Source organism: Pseudomonas monachiensis, assembly GCF_047345015.1.
Taxonomy (GTDB): Bacteria; Pseudomonadota; Gammaproteobacteria; order Pseudomonadales; family Pseudomonadaceae; genus Aquipseudomonas; species Aquipseudomonas monachiensis.
The window spans coordinates 4,050,207-4,065,593 of record NZ_CP178857.1; the positions used below are offsets into that span (position 1 = coordinate 4,050,207).

The 15,387-nt window shown below is 62.1% G+C and carries 18 protein-coding genes; 3 read left to right on the forward strand and 15 right to left on the reverse strand.

Features of this window, described 5'->3' with window-relative positions:
- Window positions 1–55 precede the first annotated feature (55 nt).
- The 3 genes from ACMDB8_RS18200 to ACMDB8_RS18210 all read right to left on the reverse strand — a co-directional run bounded on the left by ACMDB8_RS18200 (window position 56) and on the right by ACMDB8_RS18210 (window position 1,324).
- Entirely contained in the window at window positions 56–271 is a 216-nt protein-coding gene (locus ACMDB8_RS18200; RefSeq protein ID WP_007977127.1) for a hypothetical protein, read from the reverse strand.
- 17 nt (window positions 272–288) lie between these two features.
- Window positions 289–495, reverse strand: a complete 207-nt coding sequence (locus tag ACMDB8_RS18205) for a DUF6021 family protein (RefSeq protein ID WP_056722339.1) — start codon at window positions 493–495, stop codon at window positions 289–291.
- 94 nt (window positions 496–589) lie between these two features.
- The gene (locus ACMDB8_RS18210; RefSeq protein ID WP_056722341.1) at window positions 590–1,324 is read right to left on the reverse strand and encodes a peptidase C39 family protein; all 735 of its coding nucleotides are present in this window, start codon (window positions 1,322–1,324) and stop codon (window positions 590–592) included.
- A gap of 179 nt (window positions 1,325–1,503) precedes the next feature.
- Between ACMDB8_RS18210 and ACMDB8_RS18215 the strand changes: the two genes are divergently transcribed.
- Complete coding sequence (locus tag ACMDB8_RS18215) at window positions 1,504–1,671, forward strand: hypothetical protein (RefSeq protein ID WP_177336458.1); 168 nt, start codon at window positions 1,504–1,506, stop codon at window positions 1,669–1,671.
- Between the two features lie 83 nt (window positions 1,672–1,754).
- Here the strand turns inward: ACMDB8_RS18215 and ACMDB8_RS18220 are convergent, their stop codons facing one another.
- Both ACMDB8_RS18220 and ACMDB8_RS18225 read right to left on the reverse strand, forming a co-directional pair.
- Window positions 1,755–2,504: a TerC family protein gene (locus ACMDB8_RS18220; RefSeq protein ID WP_056722343.1), complete on the reverse strand. Its 750-nt coding sequence runs from the start codon at window positions 2,502–2,504 to the stop codon at window positions 1,755–1,757.
- 29 nt (window positions 2,505–2,533) lie between these two features.
- A complete protein-coding gene (locus tag ACMDB8_RS18225) occupies window positions 2,534–2,776 on the reverse strand; it encodes a hypothetical protein (protein WP_008048837.1) in 243 nt (80 codons plus the stop codon).
- A 135-nt stretch (window positions 2,777–2,911) separates the two neighbouring features.
- On the opposite strand from ACMDB8_RS18225, the gene nhaR reads away from it, so the two are divergent.
- On the forward strand, window positions 2,912–3,811 hold the full coding sequence (gene nhaR / locus ACMDB8_RS18230; RefSeq protein WP_056722345.1) for a transcriptional activator NhaR: 900 nt from the start codon (window positions 2,912–2,914) through the stop codon (window positions 3,809–3,811).
- Here the strand turns inward: nhaR and ACMDB8_RS18235 are convergent.
- Window positions 3,798–4,958 (reverse strand): MFS transporter, encoded by a 1,161-nt coding sequence (locus ACMDB8_RS18235; protein WP_008048831.1) that lies wholly within the window; start codon window positions 4,956–4,958, stop codon window positions 3,798–3,800. The genes nhaR and ACMDB8_RS18235 overlap by 14 nt on opposite strands.
- A 345-nt stretch (window positions 4,959–5,303) precedes the next feature.
- Here ACMDB8_RS18235 and sstT point away from each other — a divergent pair, with 345 nt between their 5' ends.
- On the forward strand, window positions 5,304–6,536 hold the full coding sequence (gene sstT, locus ACMDB8_RS18240) for a serine/threonine transporter SstT (RefSeq protein WP_046043062.1): 1,233 nt from the start codon (window positions 5,304–5,306) through the stop codon (window positions 6,534–6,536).
- Window positions 6,537–6,681: 145 nt separating this feature from the next.
- On the opposite strand, the gene ACMDB8_RS18245 is transcribed toward sstT, so the two are convergent.
- From ACMDB8_RS18245 to ACMDB8_RS18285, 9 genes are all read right to left on the reverse strand, one after another.
- Window positions 6,682–7,191 carry a DUF1993 domain-containing protein gene (locus ACMDB8_RS18245; RefSeq protein ID WP_056722346.1) on the reverse strand — a complete coding sequence of 170 codons (510 nt, stop codon included), beginning with the start codon at window positions 7,189–7,191 and terminating at the stop codon, window positions 6,682–6,684.
- 75 nt (window positions 7,192–7,266) lie between these two features.
- The gene (locus ACMDB8_RS18250) at window positions 7,267–8,142 is read right to left on the reverse strand and encodes an SDR family oxidoreductase (protein WP_409078861.1); all 876 of its coding nucleotides are present in this window, start codon (window positions 8,140–8,142) and stop codon (window positions 7,267–7,269) included.
- A 151-nt stretch (window positions 8,143–8,293) separates the two neighbouring features.
- The gene (locus tag ACMDB8_RS18255; protein WP_409078862.1) at window positions 8,294–9,442 is read right to left on the reverse strand and encodes an acetyl-CoA C-acetyltransferase; all 1,149 of its coding nucleotides are present in this window, start codon (window positions 9,440–9,442) and stop codon (window positions 8,294–8,296) included.
- A 169-nt stretch (window positions 9,443–9,611) separates the two neighbouring features.
- Complete coding sequence (locus tag ACMDB8_RS18260) at window positions 9,612–10,667, reverse strand: acyl-CoA dehydrogenase family protein (RefSeq protein WP_409078863.1); 1,056 nt, start codon at window positions 10,665–10,667, stop codon at window positions 9,612–9,614.
- 10 nt (window positions 10,668–10,677) lie between these two features.
- Window positions 10,678–11,844, reverse strand: a complete 1,167-nt coding sequence (locus ACMDB8_RS18265) for an acyl-CoA dehydrogenase family protein (protein ID WP_409078900.1) — start codon at window positions 11,842–11,844, stop codon at window positions 10,678–10,680.
- A 10-nt stretch (window positions 11,845–11,854) separates the two neighbouring features.
- Window positions 11,855–12,610 carry an enoyl-CoA hydratase family protein gene (locus ACMDB8_RS18270; protein WP_409078864.1) on the reverse strand — a complete coding sequence of 252 codons (756 nt, stop codon included), beginning with the start codon at window positions 12,608–12,610 and terminating at the stop codon, window positions 11,855–11,857.
- Between the two features lie 11 nt (window positions 12,611–12,621).
- Window positions 12,622–13,689 (reverse strand): NAD(P)H-dependent flavin oxidoreductase, encoded by a 1,068-nt coding sequence (locus tag ACMDB8_RS18275; protein WP_056722357.1) that lies wholly within the window; start codon window positions 13,687–13,689, stop codon window positions 12,622–12,624.
- A 2-nt stretch (window positions 13,690–13,691) separates the two neighbouring features.
- A complete protein-coding gene (locus tag ACMDB8_RS18280; protein WP_223541582.1) occupies window positions 13,692–14,564 on the reverse strand; it encodes an enoyl-CoA hydratase in 873 nt (290 codons plus the stop codon).
- A gap of 23 nt (window positions 14,565–14,587) precedes the next feature.
- Window positions 14,588–15,376, reverse strand: coding sequence for a CoA-transferase subunit beta (locus ACMDB8_RS18285; protein ID WP_056722361.1), 789 nt, complete (start codon window positions 15,374–15,376; stop codon window positions 14,588–14,590).
- Between the last annotated feature and the right edge of the window lie 11 nt (window positions 15,377–15,387).

A 15,387-nucleotide genomic window follows, 5' to 3' on the forward strand; every position in this document is an offset into this window, starting at 1 on the left:
CAAGCGGCAGCGCACGAAAAGCCCCGATCATTCGGGGCTTTTTTTCGCCGGATCTTCAGTCGTTGGGCAGCGGCATCTGGTCGTCATCCGGGATGCCGTCACCAGTACTTGGATCTCTCCAACCCTTCGGCTTTTCAGTGGGCACCACCGTTGGCCGCGCCAGGGGATCGCGCAACGGGCTGTCGGGATCCATCACCGGATCGGTGCTTTGCTCGGGGGTTGTAGGGACAGTTTCCGGACGTTTGTCGTCGAAACTGGAATCGGTAGACATACGCACCTCCATTGGACCTAAGGCTTCAGGTCACCCAGTGGATCATAGGGCTTGGCCGGAGCCTTGGGGTTGTCACCCGGCTTCACGTCCCTCGGTGCCTTGGCAGGCCCGATCGGGTCGACCTGAGGATCGGCAAGGTCCGGGGAGTCGGGATCGAAACCCAGCTCATCACCAGACGAATGTTCAGACGAGTGCGGACCGACGGGCGTTTTGGAATGAGCCATGGGTACCTCCTGATATGGACCCGAAGCAATGTTCCGGGCCCTTAAGATCAGAGGCTGACCATGGGCAATGGTGCCCGGCGGGTGACCAACGGACTTACTGGCTGGCCAAGGCTTTTTTCGCCCTGGCGGCGGCCTGTTCCTGACCGGCCTGGGCCAGATCGTTGGCGGCCTTGAGCCAACGCTGCTGATCGACCTGGGCCGGGATTTGGCTCGGATTCTGGATCAGCACCGCCCAACCACCGGCATCCTTGAACGCCGACTCGAAGGAACTGAAGCTCATCAGTTCGCGGCGGTTCATCCCGGCCCGCACCAGGACCGTCTGCTTCTGGCGGTTGTAGCCGGCCAGAATGGCGTAACGCGGTTCGGCCCACATGGCCGAGCCTTCGGTAAAGCGCACCATCACTGGATAACCGGCGGCAACTTGGGTCAACAGGGCGGCAAGGTTGCTATCGAGGGGGTAAACGACCATCCCGTACTCGCGGGCCAGGTTCTGCATGTTCTGTTGTAACTGGGCTTCGCCTCCCGGCAAATGCAGGGGTTTGTCGAGCAGTCCCGGGGTAATCACGATGCCCTGCTGGGACAGCATGCTGGCCAGCACCTGCGGCCCGCTTTGATACGCATCGCCCCGGTAGAACCGGCCGCTGAGTTCGACTCGTTCCGGCAGGCGCTTGATCTCGGGCGCAACGCTCCCGGCACAGCCCGCCAGGCTTGCCACGCAACCGGCGATCAGCATGGTCGACAAAATTCGAGAAAATACCCGCACCATCATCTCTCTCTTGTTCAGGTTCAGACGCCAGGCAATCCCATTCCCGGCTTGGGCGTCGATCATAGGTCGCCGCGCCGCTACGGTATAGCTCTAAACGGTAGCGGAGTGCATTCGATAGAGCGAACTGGTTGGGGACAGACGACTTTCGGTCAATAGCCTGAAATGCAGCAACGGCTAGACTGTTCACTGAAGAGACGACAGCGAAGCGTGAGTGCCCATAGAAGGGCAAAGAGGAGGCACAGATGAGCCTGACCATGATCATTGTAATGTTGGTTTGCGGCTGGCTGGCGGTAGCTGCCGCCATGCTGTGGGGCGTGCTGCGCATCACTCGCCGCCACCATTATCCTGTCCAGCCGGCTCCTGCGCCGGAAGCGGACAAGACGCCGAACCAACACGCCAACGCTCACTGACCACACCACACCTTTACCCGAGACCAACAAAAACGGCCGCCTGCACTCCTTCGAGTTCAGGCGGCCGTTTCGTTCAGCGTGGGTCAGGCCTCGGTGGCTGCCCGCTTCTCCCTGGACCGACGGGACATCATGTTCAACACCTCGATCGCAGCCGAGAATGCCATGGCCGCATAGACGTAGCCTTTCGGTACATGGGCACCGAAGCCTTCGGCGATCAGTGTCATGCCGATCATGATCAGGAAGCCCAGGGCCAGCATCACCACCGTCGGGTTGTCGTTGATGAACTTGGCCAGCGGATCAGCCGCCAGCAACATCACCAGTACCGACACCACCACCGCGATGACCATGATCGGCAAATGCTCGGTCATGCCGACAGCGGTAATGATGCTGTCGATGGAGAACACCATGTCCAGCATCAGGATCTGACCGATCGCGGCAGCAAAGCCCAGGGTCACGGTCGAGGTCGCCGATTTCGGATCTTCCGGTGCCGGGTCCATGCTGTGATGGATCTCGGTGGTCGCCTTCCACAACAGGAACAGGCCACCGGCAATCAGGATCATGTCTTTCCAGGAGAACGCGTGGCCGAGAATCTCGATCACCGGATTGGTCAACTGGACGATGAACGCAATGGTGCTCAGCAAGCCCAGGCGCAGGATCAACGCCATGCCGATACCGATGCGTCGTGCCCGCTGGCGATTGTGCAAGGGCAGCTTGTTGGTCAGGATCGAGATGAAGATCAGGTTATCGATGCCGAGCACGATCTCCATCACAATCAGGGTGGCAAGGGCGACCCAGGCGGTGGGGCTGGCGGCAAGTTGTAAAAGGTAGTCCATGGGTCAGTCCTGACTCGTTGTAATACGGTTTAGATTTCCTGGGAGGAAGATTCGGTTTTTTCCGATTCTTTTTCCGATGATTCTTTTTTGCTGATCAACCCGCTGGTGGCGTCACTGAGCGCCTGTTCGGCGGCCTTGTGGGTATCGTCAATCGCCTGTTTGGCGCTTTCGGCAGCCTTGCCCATCAATTGTTGCGCGCTTTTCTCGGCCTGGTCGCAACCGGCCAGTACCAGTAAAGACGTAATCAGCAGTGCCGTAGCTTTAAGCTTCATGATGCTTTCCTCGATAGAACAAACGGGACCTAAACGATGGCCCGTTGATAGCGATGCATTCTAGGGAAGCAAACACTTCAGGAAAATTCGTATTTTTAGCAGTTATACTTCGATTTTTACGAAGTGTTGGACGCCATGCTCAACTATCGGCAATTGCATTACTTCTGGGTGGTGGCCAAGACCGGCAGCATCGTGCGCGCCTGTGAGCAGCTCAATCTCACGCCACAAACCATCAGCGGGCAGATTTCATTGCTGGAACAGACCTTTGGCATCGAGTTGTTCCGGCGCGTCGGACGGCAACTGGAACTCACCGAGGCCGGCCGCCAGGCCCTGCCCTACGCCGAACAAATGTTCCAGCTCGGTGGCGAACTGGAACTGATGCTGCGGGCACAACCCAATGAACAGCAGATCCTGTTTCGTGTCGGTGTGGCCGACGTGGTGCCCAAGTCCATCGTCTATCGCCTGATTGCACCGACCATGGAACTGAGCGAACCGCTGCGCATCACTTGTCGCGAAGACAAGCTTGAGCGTTTGCTGGCTGACCTGGCGATCCAGCGCCTGGACCTGGTGATCTCCGACAGCCCGATGCCGTCGCACCTGGACATCAAGGGCTACAGTCAGAAACTCGGTGAGTGCGGGATCAGCTTCTTCGCCACCCCTGAACTGGCGGCGCGTTATGGACACGACTTTCCGCGCAATCTGCACGGTGCGCCGCTGCTGATTCCCGGGCCGGAAACCGTGGTGCGCAGCCGCTTGCAACGCTGGTTCGCCGAGCAGCAGATCCAGCCGCAGATTGTCGGTGAGTTCGACGACAGTGCCCTGATGCAGGCCTTCGGCCAATCCGGCAGCGGGATATTCATCGGCCCGAGCGTGATTGCCGATGAAGTGCAACGCCAATACGGCGTGGAGGTGATTGGCCAGACCGACGCGGTGAGCGAGTCGTTCTATGCCATCTCAGTGGAACGCAAGGTCAAGCACCCCGGCATTGTCGCCATTACCGAAGGTGCCCGACGCGAGCTGTTTACAGCGCTGTGACCTCTTCGCGGGGCTTGAAGGTCATCAGGGCGATGGCCAGCAGGATCGACGCCAGAATGAAAGCGGCGGCGGCGAAGCCAAGGCCTTGCAGACCGACGCTGTCGATCACCCGACCACCGATCATCGCCCCCAGACCGATACCGAGGTTGGCCCCGGCGATGTTCAGCGACGCGGCGAAAGCCGGCGCTTCGGGAGCCGCTTTCATCAGGCGCACATGGCTGACCAGGAACAACGCCGCCTGGGTCACGCCCCAGATGCCCATCGCCGCCGCCAGGCCGAGGGGCGAATGGATGTTCGGCACCAGCGCCACCAGGCCGGCGATCATGAACGCACAGAACATCATCGACGCCATCAACGGGTGACGATCCACCGCACGGCCACCCAGGGAGTTGCCGATCAGCCCGACCGCGCCGAAGCCCATCAGGCACCAGCCGACCACGGTGCCGTTGAAGCCTGCCAGGCGCTCAAGAATGTCCGCCAGATAGGTGTACGCGGTGAACATGCCGCTGAACACAATCACAGACAGCAGCACGTGACCGAGCATCAGCGGGCTGCGCAGGATCTTGAACTGCGAGCGAAAACTCACCTGATGCTGGTGCAGGTTGGTCCTGGGCAGATAGATAAACAGCAGCAACGCCTTGGCAAAGGCGATGACCGCCAGAATCGCGAAGGCACTGCGCCAGCCGAACGCATCGGAAATCAGCGTGCCCACGGGAATGCCGAACACCGTGGCGCAAACGATGCCGAAACCGATCTTGGCAATGGCGCGCCCGGCGTAATCCGGCCCGACGATATCCACCGCCGTTTCGCTGGCCAAGGCCCAGAACACCGGCAGCCCCAGTGCCGGGATCAAACGGGCAAACGCCATCACCCAGATATTCGGCGCCAGCGCTGCGAGCGTGTTGGCCAAGCCAAACATGATCAGCACCGAGATGAACAGCTTGCGCCGCTCGAAGCGGGCGAAATACGCCGTCAGGAACGGCCCGAACGCGGCCACGGTGAAAGCGAACAGGGTCACCAGTAAACCGGCCTGGGGGATGCTGACCTCCAGGTCCCGGGCGATGGCCGGCAATAGGCCGACGATGATGAACTCCGTGGTCAGCACCGTGAAGCCGGCGGCGGACAACAGAAGAATGGGCAACAGCATGCAAAACTCCAGAAAACGAAAACACCAGCGATAGCCCGAAGGCCCACTGGCAGACATGAAAATGAGGATGGCGAATCTTAACAGAGTGTTTTCGGATGCGGTTGCACGAACCTGCAATTCGCGTTGAATGCCAGGGTGGCAGTTCGTCACAGGTCTGAAAGATCGTTCCTGCGCTGTGATAAAGTCCGCGCCCTTTGTGGCGAGGGAGCAAGCTCCCTCGCCACAGGAATCAGCGCTGGCATTAGCGCCGTGTTCCCCTCTCGGTTTCCCGTCTGCGGCCTGCCCTGCTTGTTGCTGCAACTGCGGTGAAACCTCGCACTTATAAAAAATCAGAGATGCCGTTTTATGACTGCTTCATCCCCTTCTCTATTGCAACGCCTTAAACGCTTGAGCCTGGTCACACAGATCGTGATCGGCCTGATCGCCGGTATTGCCCTGGCACTGATTGCCCCCGACCTGGCCAAGTCCACGGCGTTCATCGGCAAAGTGTTTGTCTCGGCACTGAAAGCCGTCGCGCCAATTCTTGTGTTCGTGCTGGTCATGGCGTCGATTGCCAACCACAAGCACGGCCAGGAAACCCATATCCGGCCGATTCTGTTCCTGTATCTGCTGGGCACTTTCGCCGCCGCCGTGGTCGCGGTGGTTGCCAGCATGACGTTCCCTTCGAGCCTGGTGCTGTCGACCCAGGACGTCGCGGTCACTGCGCCAGGCGGGATTGGCGAAGTGCTGCAAAGCCTGTTGCTGAGCGTGGTCGATAATCCGGTCAGCGCCCTGATGAATGCCAACTTCATTGGTATTCTGGCCTGGGCCATCGGCATGGGCATTGCCATCCGCCACGCCGGCGACACCACCCGTGAAGTGCTGGGCGACCTGTCCAACGGCGTGACGGTGATTGTGCGCCTGGTGATCAGCTTCGCCCCGCTGGGCATCTTCGGCCTGGTGGCCTCGACGCTCGCCACCTCCGGTTTCGGCGCCCTGATCGGCTACGCGCACCTGCTGGCCGTACTGCTGGGCTGCATGCTGTTCGTGGCGCTGGTGATGAACCCGCTGATCGTATTCTGGAAACTGCGTCGCAACCCGTACCCACTGGTGCTGACCTGCCTGCGCGAAAGCGGCATCACGGCATTCTTCACCCGTAGCTCGGCGGCGAACATTCCGGTCAACCTGGAGTTGAGCAAGCGCCTGGGCCTGCACGAAGACACCTACTCGGTATCGATCCCGCTGGGCGCGACCATCAATATGGCGGGAGCTGCGATCACCATCACCGTGCTGACCCTGGCGGCCGTGCACACCCTCGGCATCGCCGTGGACATTCCCACCGCGATCCTGCTGAGCGTCGTCGCAGCCATCTGCGCCTGCGGTGCTTCGGGTGTGGCCGGTGGTTCGCTGTTGCTGATTCCACTGGCGTGCAGCCTGTTCGGCATCCCGAGCGAAATCGCCATGCAGGTGGTGGCGGTCGGTTTCATCATCGGCGTGTTGCAGGACTCGGCGGAAACCGCGCTGAACTCCTCCACCGATGTGCTGTTCACCGCGGCGGCTTGCCTGGGTGAAGAGGCAAAAGCAGAGCGATTGGCGTAAAGATCAAAAGATCGCAGCCTGCGGCAGCTCCTACAGGGGGTACGCGTTCCTCTGTAGGAGCTGCCGCAGGCTGCGATCTTTTGATTCACCAATGAAAAGCCCGCCAAGGCGCAAACCTTGGCGGGCTTTTTTGTACCTGGACGGTTTAGAACGCGCCCATGTAGTCGCGCTTGCCCACTTCCACGCCGTTGTGGCGCAGCAGTGCGTAAGTGGTGGTGACGTGGAAGAAGAACTGCGGCAGGCCGTAGGTCAGCAGGTAGGACTGGCCGCTGAAGCGCTTCTCTTTAGGCGTGCCCGGACGGGTCACGATCTCGATGCCTTCCTTGCCGTTGATCTGCTCCGGCGTGAACTCGCCGATGTAGGCCAGAACCTTGGCGATCAATGCTTGCAGCTCGGCGAAGGTGGTTTCAGTGTCGTCGTACTTCGGCAGTTCGACTTCGGCCAGACGCGAAGAAATGCCTTTGGCGAAATCAACGGCGATCTGCACCTGGCGTACCAGCGGGAACATGTCCGGGAACAGGCGCGCTTGCAGGAAGGCGTTAGGGTCGATGTTTTTTTCGGTGGCGTGGGCTTCGGCCTTTTTCAGCACACCGCTGAGGGCGTTGAGCATTTGCTGGAGAACAGGGATGGAAGCGTCGTACAGGGAAATGGTCATGGCAGTCTCGTGTGATGACAGGAGGGAACGTGGGGCCGATTATAGCCACCCGCGCCCTCCCGAGACCGTTCTTTTTCAGCTGCCGTAAACCTTCGCCGCCGGAACGGCCTGAGTCATCAGCTGCGCAATCGCTTCGCCCATCTCGCCAACCGCCCAGCGGCCCTGGCGATCCAGTTGCGGACCACGGCGCCAGCCGTCGGCGATCGACAACTTGCCGCCCTCGACTTCGAACATCTGCCCGGTCACCCCGACGGAAGCCTCGGAGCCCAGCCACACCACCAGCGGCGCGACGTTTTCCGGGGCGAAGTAATCGAAGCCTTCTTCAGGCTTTTTCATGGTGTCGGCGAACACTTGCTCGGTCATCCCGGTGCGCGCGGCCGGCGCCAGGGCATTGGCGGTGATCCCGTAGCGGCGCAGTTCAGCCGCCTGCACCAGCGTCAGCGAAGCAATGCCACCCTTGGCCGCCGCATAGTTGGACTGGCCGATGGAGCCCTGCAACCCGGCGCCGGAGCTGGTGTTGATGATCCGCGCATCGACCTTGGCGCCACCCTTGGCCTGCTCGCGCCAGTACTTCACGGCGTGACTGGAAATGCAGAAGTGGCCCTTCAGATGCACGGCTACCACGGCATCCCAGTCGGCTTCGGTCAGGCTGGCGAACATGCGGTCGCGGCAGATGCCGGCGTTGTTGACCACCACATTCAGGTCGCCAAAGGTTTCGATGGCCTGGCGCACAATCAGGCCCGCCGAGTCGTAGCGGGTGATGTCGTCGCTGTTGGCCACGGCGCTGCCGCCTTGCCCCAGGATTTCGCCGACCACGGCCAGCGCCGCTTCGCGGTTGATGTCGTTGACCACCACTTTCGCGCCTTCGGCGGCGAAAGCCAGCGCGTAGGCGCGGCCCAGTCCACCGCCGGCACCGGTGATGATCACGACGCGGTTTTCACAGATTTTCATATTGCTCATCCTTCAAATTCATCACTCGTTGCCACAATCCCTGTGGGAGCGGGCTTGCTCGCGAAAGCGGTGGGTCAGCCAACATTGATGTAGCTGACACTCCGCCTTCGCGAGCAAGCCCGCTCCCACAGGTTCAGTGGGCATCTTGAAATCACAGGCGTTCGATAATCGTCACGTTGGCCTGACCGCCGCCTTCGCACATGGTCTGCATGCCGTAGCGTCCGCCGCTGCGTTCCAGTTCATGCAGCAAGGTGCACATCAAGCGGGTGCCGGTGGCACCCAATGGATGGCCGAGGGCAATCGCGCCGCCGTTGACGTTGGTCTGTTCGTGGGGATAGCCCGTTTCTTTCAACCAGGCCATGGCCACCGAGGCGAAGGCTTCGTTGATCTCTACGCGGTCGATGTCTTCCAGCTTCATGCCGGCACGCTTGAGTGCGTAAGCGGTAGCCGGGATCGGCGCGGTGAGCATCCAGATCGGGTCTTCGGCGCGCACGCTCAGGTGATGGATGCGAGCCCGTGGTGTCAGGCCGTAACGTTTGAGCGCCGCCTCCGAAACGATCAGCATCGCACTGGCCGCATCACAGGTCTGGCTCGACACCGCGGCGGTCACCCGGTCGCAGCCGAACAGGAACTCCAGCTCGGCCATTTTTTCCAGGCTGGTCTGGCGTGGCGTTTCGTCATGCAGCACACCGGCCAGTGGCACGATCTCGCGATTGAAGCGGCCTTGCTCGATGGCCTGCAAGGCACGTCGATGGGATTCCAGCGAATAGGCTTCAAGCTGCGCCCGGGACAGGTCCCACTTTTCCGCGATCATCTGCGCCGAACGGAACTGCGTCGGCGGTTGCGCGCCATAGCGCCGCACCCAGCCTTCGGAACCGCTGAACGGATCGGTGAAGCCCAAGGGTTCGGCGGCGATCATCGCCGAGGAAATCGGGATCTGGGTCATGGTCTGCACGCCACCGGCGACGACCACATCCTGGGTACCGCTCATCACCGCCTGGGTGGCGAAGTGCACCGCTTGCTGGGACGAACCGCACTGGCGATCGATGGTGGTGCCCGGCACCGCTTGCGACAGGCCGGCCGCCAGCCAACTGGTACGGGCGATGTCACCGGCCAGCGGGCCGATGGTGTCGACACAGCCGAAGATCACGTCGTCGTAATCCTCGTCGGGAATGGCGTTGCGCCCGACCAGCGCACGCAATACGTGGGCGCCCAGGTCGGCGGCGTGGATCTGGCTCAGACCACCCTTGCGCCGCCCGGTGGGCGTGCGCAGGGCGTCGACGATATAAGCTTCAGGCATGGTCTACCTCGGTGAAGAAATTGAAATCTGGTATTGAGAGCGCCGAAAAACCTTGTGGGAGCGAGCTTGCTCGCGATGGCGGAGTGTCAGTCAACATCGATGTTGGATGTGCCGGCCTCATCGCGAGCAAGCTCGCTCCCACAGGGATGTAGTCACTCTTACTGACGGGTTAGAACGTATTGCCCGCACCCAGCTCCGGGGTGCCGTCAAACAGCGCCGCGCGAATCCGCCCTTTGTGCAGGCCGCGATCACCCCAGACCTTGTCCAGCACCCAGGCGCGTTTCATGAACAGGTGCAAATCCACTTCCCAGGTGTACCCCATGGCACCGTGAGCCTGGATGGTGTTTTTCGCCGCGAGCATGGCCGCTTCTGCGGTCGCCAATTTGGCGTGGGACACGAATACGTCCTGCTCCGGTTGTTGTTCGGCGATGGCATAAGCGGCGCGGTACAGCGGGCCTTTGGCGAACTCGATCTGCACCGCGACGTTGGCCATCAGATGCTTGACCGCCTGGAACGAACCCACCGGTTTGCCGAACTGCTTGCGCTCGAAGGTGTAGTCCACCGCCAGGTCGACCATGCGCTTGGCCAGCCCGAGCAATTGCGCGGCACTGGCGAGGGCGCCACGGTTGAAGGCGGCTGCCCACAGGCGTCGGCCCTGTTCACCACTGGCCACACAAGTGGCGGGGGTTGGCGTCCACTCGACCTGAAACAACTGACGGCTCGGATCGACCGACTCGTTGCGGGTCAGGCGCACGGCATCACGCTCCAGCGCATGCACCTCATCGCCATGGGCCAGCAACAGCAGATCGGCGACATGGGCATCGCTGACCAGCGGGTTACCTGGCTCGGAAACCGCGAGACGTGCACGGCCCTCGGCCACTCGCGACAGCCATTTTTGTTTGAACGACGCGTGTTGCTCATCCAGTGCGGCGAGCAACGGCACGCCGACCAGCATGGTCTCCACCAGCGGTTCGGGCAGACCGGCATAACCGCATTCCTGGGCGATCAGCACGAAGTCCAGCTCATTCATGCCCATGCCGTCCTGCGCCTCGGGGACGGTCAGGGCGGTCAGGCCGAGTTCCACCAGTTGTGCCCAGAGCTGATCACTGCGCCCGTTGTCGCTCTGCCACAGTTCGCGGATGCGTTCCGGGGTGACTTCGTTGATCAGAAAGCTGCGGACGTTGTCCTGAAACAGCAGTTGGTCGCGGCTGAAACTAAAGTCCATGGTCTATTCCTCAGGCTCGCGGCATGCCGAGCATGCGTTCGGCAATGATGTTGCGCTGGATCTCGTTGGTGCCGGCGTAGATCGGACCGGCCTGGGCAAACAGGAAACCCTCCAGCCAATGGCCGACGTCACCGGCGGCCGGTGCATGTGGCAGCAGTTCGCCGCGCAGGCCGAGAATGCTCATGGCGGTGTCGTGCATGCGCTGGTCGAGTTCGGACCAGAAGATCTTGTTGGTCGACGATTCCGGCCCGATCTTGCCGCCCTGCACCAGTTGCGAGGCAGTCATGTAGGTGCTCAGGGTGTAGGCCTCGGCATCGAGCCAGGCACGCATCACCGCTTCACCGATGGCCGGGTCGCGGTCGGCCTGCTCGCGGTTGGCCAGGTACAGCTGCACCAGACGCTTGGCGGTTTCCTGGAAGCGCGCCGGTGAGCGCAGCAACAAACCCCGCTCGAAACCGGCGGTGGACATCGCCACGTGCCAGCCCATGCCTTCGCCACCGAGGGCGTTCTCCACCGGCACCTTGACGTCGTCGAAGAAGATCTCGGCGAAGCCCGGCAAGCCGTTGAGCTGCGGAATCGGCCGCACGGTGATCCCCGGCGTATCCAGCGGCAGCAAAATGAAGGTCAGGCCGTGATGACGCTGGGACTGTGCGTCGGTACGGAAAATACCGAATGCCCAATCGGCCCACACCGCACGGGTCGACCAGGTTTTCTGGCCGTTGATCACGTAGTGGTCGCCCACGCGTTCAGCCTTGGAACGGATCGCAGCCATGTCGGAACCGGCGCCCGGCTCGGACCAGGCCTGGGCCCAGATGTCTTCGCCAGTGGCCATGCGCGGCAGAAAACGCGCCTTTTGCTCCGGGGTGCCGTACTCCATCAGGGTCGGGCCGAGCAGGAAGATACCGTTCTGGTTGACCCGTGCCGGCGCCCCGCAACGGTAGTATTCCTCCTCGAAAATCAGCCACTCGATCAGGTCGCAACCGCGCCCGCCGAGTTCGGTCGGCCAGGTGACCATGCCCCAACGGCCTTCATTGAGCTTGGTTTCCCACGCCCGGTGCTGGGCAAAGCCAGCCTCGGTGTCGAACGATTGCAGCGGTTCACTCGGTACATTGGCCGCCAGCCAGGTCCGTGCCTCGGCACGAAAGGCCTGCTGGGCCGGGGTATAGGTCAGGTCCATGGATATGCCTTCAGCCGTTGAATCGGGCATCGCGTTTCTCGACGAACGAGTCGCGTGCTTCCTGAGAGTCCAGTGAGCGGTAGGCTTCGAGGGTGAAGCCCTGCTCCCAGCGGTATTTGTCTTCCAGATTGCCGTCTTCGATGCCGCTCAGCGCTTCCTTGGCCAGGCTGATCATGCCGGGGCTCTTGGCGGCGATGGTGCGGGCGATCTGCAACGCGGCGTCGCGCAAGTCTTCGCGCTTGACCACCCGCTCCACCGCACCCAGGCGGTAGGCTTCGGCGGCGTCGATCGCCTCGCCGGTGAAGTACATGTGGCGGACTTTCTGCACCGGGAACAGGCGCTGCAAATGCGCACCGCCGCCCATGGCCCCGCGATCCACTTCCGGCACGCCAAAGGTGGCGCACTCGGACGCGACGATGATGTCGGCGGCGCCGCAAATGCCGATGCCGCCGCCCAGCACGAAACCGTGCACGGCAACGATCACCGGTTTCGGGTTGCGGTGGATGGCCTTGAAGCTGTCGTAGTTGCCCTTGTTCACCGCGACGATCAGGTTGCCGTCGGCGGCCAGTTCCTTGATATCGACCCCGGCGCAGAAGCCGCGACCTTCGGCACGGATCACGATCACCCGCACGTCGCTGTCGCGACCCAGGCCCTCGATCTCGCTGGCGATATCGGCCCAGCCCTGACTGCTGAAGGCATTGACCGGTGGCCGGTCGAACACCAGTTCTGCGATGCCGCTATCAATACTCACGCTAAATGGTTTCATGCCTTTCCCCTTCACGACACACGGCGGCACAGCTCGCCCAGGCGCGCTTCGGCGTCGCGGACGATCTGTTCAATCAATTGGGCGCAGCTGGGCAAGCTGTCGATGGATGCAGCGATTTGTCCGGCAGGCAACACGCCCTCGGCCGGACGCCCGTCGACCATGGCTTTCTGGATCACCATCGGCGCGTTAGCGGCCATGATGCTTTGCGCGGCGGTCAGTTCACCGGCACCGCGCATTTTCAAGGCACTGCTCAGCAACTGGGTCAGGCTCATGCCCGTGTGGCGGCGGTAGGCCAGGCCACTTTGCAACGCCAGCAACAGGCGCTTGAGACCACCGCTGTTTTCCAGCTGGTTGAGCAATTCGTTGCGGATCATCCGTTGCGGCATGCCGTCGATGGCGCGGCTGATGATGATGGCCGCCGGGTCCTTGACCGCCAGGTACCGCGCCAGGGTCGCCTGGGGCACCGGGCTGTCGGCGCACATCAAAAAGCGTGTGCCCATGGCGATGCCTTCGGCACCGTAGGCCAGGGCCGACACCAGGCCCCTGCCGTCCTTGAAACCACCGGCCGCCACCACGGGCACCGACACGGCATTGACCACCTGATCAAGCAGCATCGAAGTAGGAACGGAACCGGTATGCCCGCCGCCCTCGCCGCCCTGTACAGTCACCGCATCGGCGCCCATTTCCACGGCTTTCTGCGCATGCTTGAGCGCGCCCACCGTGGGAATGCAGACCACCCCGGCATCCTTCAGGCGGCTGATCATGTGCTTGCCCGGCGAACGGCTATAGCTGACCGCCCGGACTTTGTGGCGCAATACCAGCTCGACGATCTCGCCGGCATTGGCCTGGTACATGTGGAAGTTCACGCCGAACGGCTGGTCGGTCAGGCGCCGGGTTTCGATAATCGCCGCTTCCATCTGCTGCGGTTCGATGGTCGCCCCGGCGAGAAAACCAAAGCCGCCAGCATTGCCCGTGGCCGCCACCAGTTTTGGGTCGGCGACCCAGCCCATGGCGGTCTGGATGATCGGGTAGCGGCAACCGAGCAGTTCAGTCAAACGAGTATTCAACGAGATCGCCATGCTCACGCCTCGCCCGTTTTGCGCTGGGAACTGGCCATGGCCTTGGCGTCGTAGCCGCCGAGGCGGTCGCCGGACACCAGTTCATTGTGGGCATGGGCGAAGTGATGCAGGCCGAACACCATGTCCATGGTCGCGCGCTTGCCCATCAGGTCTTCAGCGTTGTTCACCGCTTGCTTGCTCAGTTGCAGGCCCAGGCGCGGCATCTGGGCGATGCGCCCCGCGATGTCGAAGGTCTGTTGTTCCAGCTCGTCGCGAGCCACCACCCGATTGAGCATGCCCATCTGATAGGCACGGGGTGCCGGCATGCGTTCGCCGAGGAACAGGAACTCCTTGGCGATGCGCGGATTGAGTTCATGCACGTGGGCGAAATACTCGACTCCGGGAATGCCCATGCGCACCACCGGATCGGCGAAATACGCATCCTCGCTGGCGACGATCAGGTCACAGACCCAGGCCAGCATCAAACCACCGGCAATGCACGCGCCCTGGACCATGGCGATGGTCGGCTTGGGCATCTCGCGCCAGCGACGGCACATGCCCAGATAGACTTCCTGCTCGCGGGCATAGAGAAACTCACCGCCCGGTTTGTTCACATGGTCGTACCACAGGCTGGCGCGGTCGAAGGTTTTGTCGACGTCGCGGCCCGGGGTGCCGATGTCATGCCCGGCGGAGAAATGCTTGCCGGCGCCGCGCAGCACAATGACCTTCACTTCATCGTCATCGCAGGCCCGGCGAAACGCCGCGTCCAGCGCATAGGTCATCTGCGAGTTCTGCGCATTGTGGAACTCGGGGCGGTTCATGGTGACCAGGGCCACCGCGTCGCGCACCTCGTACAGCACCACCTCGGCCTGATTGTTATCGTTATGTTCAGCCATCACTTTTCTCCGCAACGCGTTGCTCAGCGTTGGCCTGGCGGGTTGTCTTTGAGTTGCAGGGCGCGCAGGTTGTGCGGATCCAGGCGCTGGATCAGCTGCAACTGCTCGGCCGTCGGTGCCTCCGTGGTCGGGCAAGCGTCCGGCACGTGCAGCTCGAAGCCGGTGTTGTCCTGGACTTGCGCCGCCGTCACGCCGGGGTGCAGCGAACGGATGCGCATCTGCCGCTGCGGGCCCTGGAAATCCAGGACGCAGAGGTCGGTGATGATCAAGCGGATGTCGATGTCGTCCAGCGACCAGCCCCGCGCCAGGCGGGCCGGGTTGTAGCCGACCGAGGCGACCATATCGACCTCGCCTTCGACGAATACCCGCCGGTTATGGCTCGGCACGCAAAACGAGTTGGCGTGGCTGATCGAGTTGCCGGGGAAACCGCGCACACCGAGCATCTGCGCCTTGGGTTTGGCGTAGTCGCCGATGCAGGAAATGTTGGCTTGACCGTAACGGTCGATCTGGGTCGGGCCGACCAGCGCATGGCGCTTGCCGCCCCAGACGTTGTCGAAAATCCGCGAGAAACCCATCCAGCTGTCGCGCTTGGGTTCATAGCCTTTGCGCGCGCCCAACGGCACCGGTTCGGCGACCATGTAGGCTTCGGAATCGGTCATCAGCAGGTTCGGGTTGCTGGTCAACATGGCCAGCGAAGCGGCCAGACGCGGGATCACGCCGATGCCGGAGGCCAATACTTCGCCGTCCTCGCGCCAGGCTTCGGAGGCCGCGCAGATCATCAACTCAGCGAGGCTGAAATCAGTAGTGCTCATCGAAAGGCTCC

Coding starts and splice junctions, on each gene's coding strand:
- ACMDB8_RS18205 (WP_056722339.1), bottom strand. CDS start 495: ATGGCTCATTCCAAAACGCCCGTCGGTCCGCACTCGTCTGAACATTCG.
- ACMDB8_RS18270 (WP_409078864.1), bottom strand. CDS start 12,610: ATGAAACCATTTAGCGTGAGTATTGATAGCGGCATCGCAGAACTGGTG.
- ACMDB8_RS18250 (WP_409078861.1), bottom strand. CDS start 8,142: ATGAAAATCTGTGAAAACCGCGTCGTGATCATCACCGGTGCCGGCGGT.
- ACMDB8_RS18260 (WP_409078863.1), bottom strand. CDS start 10,667: ATGGACTTTAGTTTCAGCCGCGACCAACTGCTGTTTCAGGACAACGTC.
- ACMDB8_RS18210 (WP_056722341.1), bottom strand. CDS start 1,324: ATGATCGACGCCCAAGCCGGGAATGGGATTGCCTGGCGTCTGAACCTG.
- ACMDB8_RS18200 (WP_007977127.1), bottom strand. CDS start 271: ATGTCTACCGATTCCAGTTTCGACGACAAACGTCCGGAAACTGTCCCT.
- ACMDB8_RS18285 (WP_056722361.1), bottom strand. CDS start 15,376: ATGAGCACTACTGATTTCAGCCTCGCTGAGTTGATGATCTGCGCGGCC.
- ACMDB8_RS18235 (WP_008048831.1), bottom strand. CDS start 4,958: ATGCTGTTGCCCATTCTTCTGTTGTCCGCCGCCGGCTTCACGGTGCTG.
- ACMDB8_RS18280 (WP_223541582.1), bottom strand. CDS start 14,564: ATGGCTGAACATAACGATAACAATCAGGCCGAGGTGGTGCTGTACGAG.
- ACMDB8_RS18275 (WP_056722357.1), bottom strand. CDS start 13,689: ATGGCGATCTCGTTGAATACTCGTTTGACTGAACTGCTCGGTTGCCGC.
- ACMDB8_RS18215 (WP_177336458.1), top strand. CDS start 1,504: ATGAGCCTGACCATGATCATTGTAATGTTGGTTTGCGGCTGGCTGGCG.
- ACMDB8_RS18245 (WP_056722346.1), bottom strand. CDS start 7,191: ATGACCATTTCCCTGTACGACGCTTCCATCCCTGTTCTCCAGCAAATG.
- ACMDB8_RS18220 (WP_056722343.1), bottom strand. CDS start 2,504: ATGGACTACCTTTTACAACTTGCCGCCAGCCCCACCGCCTGGGTCGCC.
- ACMDB8_RS18255 (WP_409078862.1), bottom strand. CDS start 9,442: ATGCCTGAAGCTTATATCGTCGACGCCCTGCGCACGCCCACCGGGCGG.
- nhaR (WP_056722345.1), top strand. CDS start 2,912: ATGCTCAACTATCGGCAATTGCATTACTTCTGGGTGGTGGCCAAGACC.
- ACMDB8_RS18225 (WP_008048837.1), bottom strand. CDS start 2,776: ATGAAGCTTAAAGCTACGGCACTGCTGATTACGTCTTTACTGGTACTG.
- ACMDB8_RS18265 (WP_409078900.1), bottom strand. CDS start 11,844: ATGGACCTGACCTATACCCCGGCCCAGCAGGCCTTTCGTGCCGAGGCA.
- sstT (WP_046043062.1), top strand. CDS start 5,304: ATGACTGCTTCATCCCCTTCTCTATTGCAACGCCTTAAACGCTTGAGC.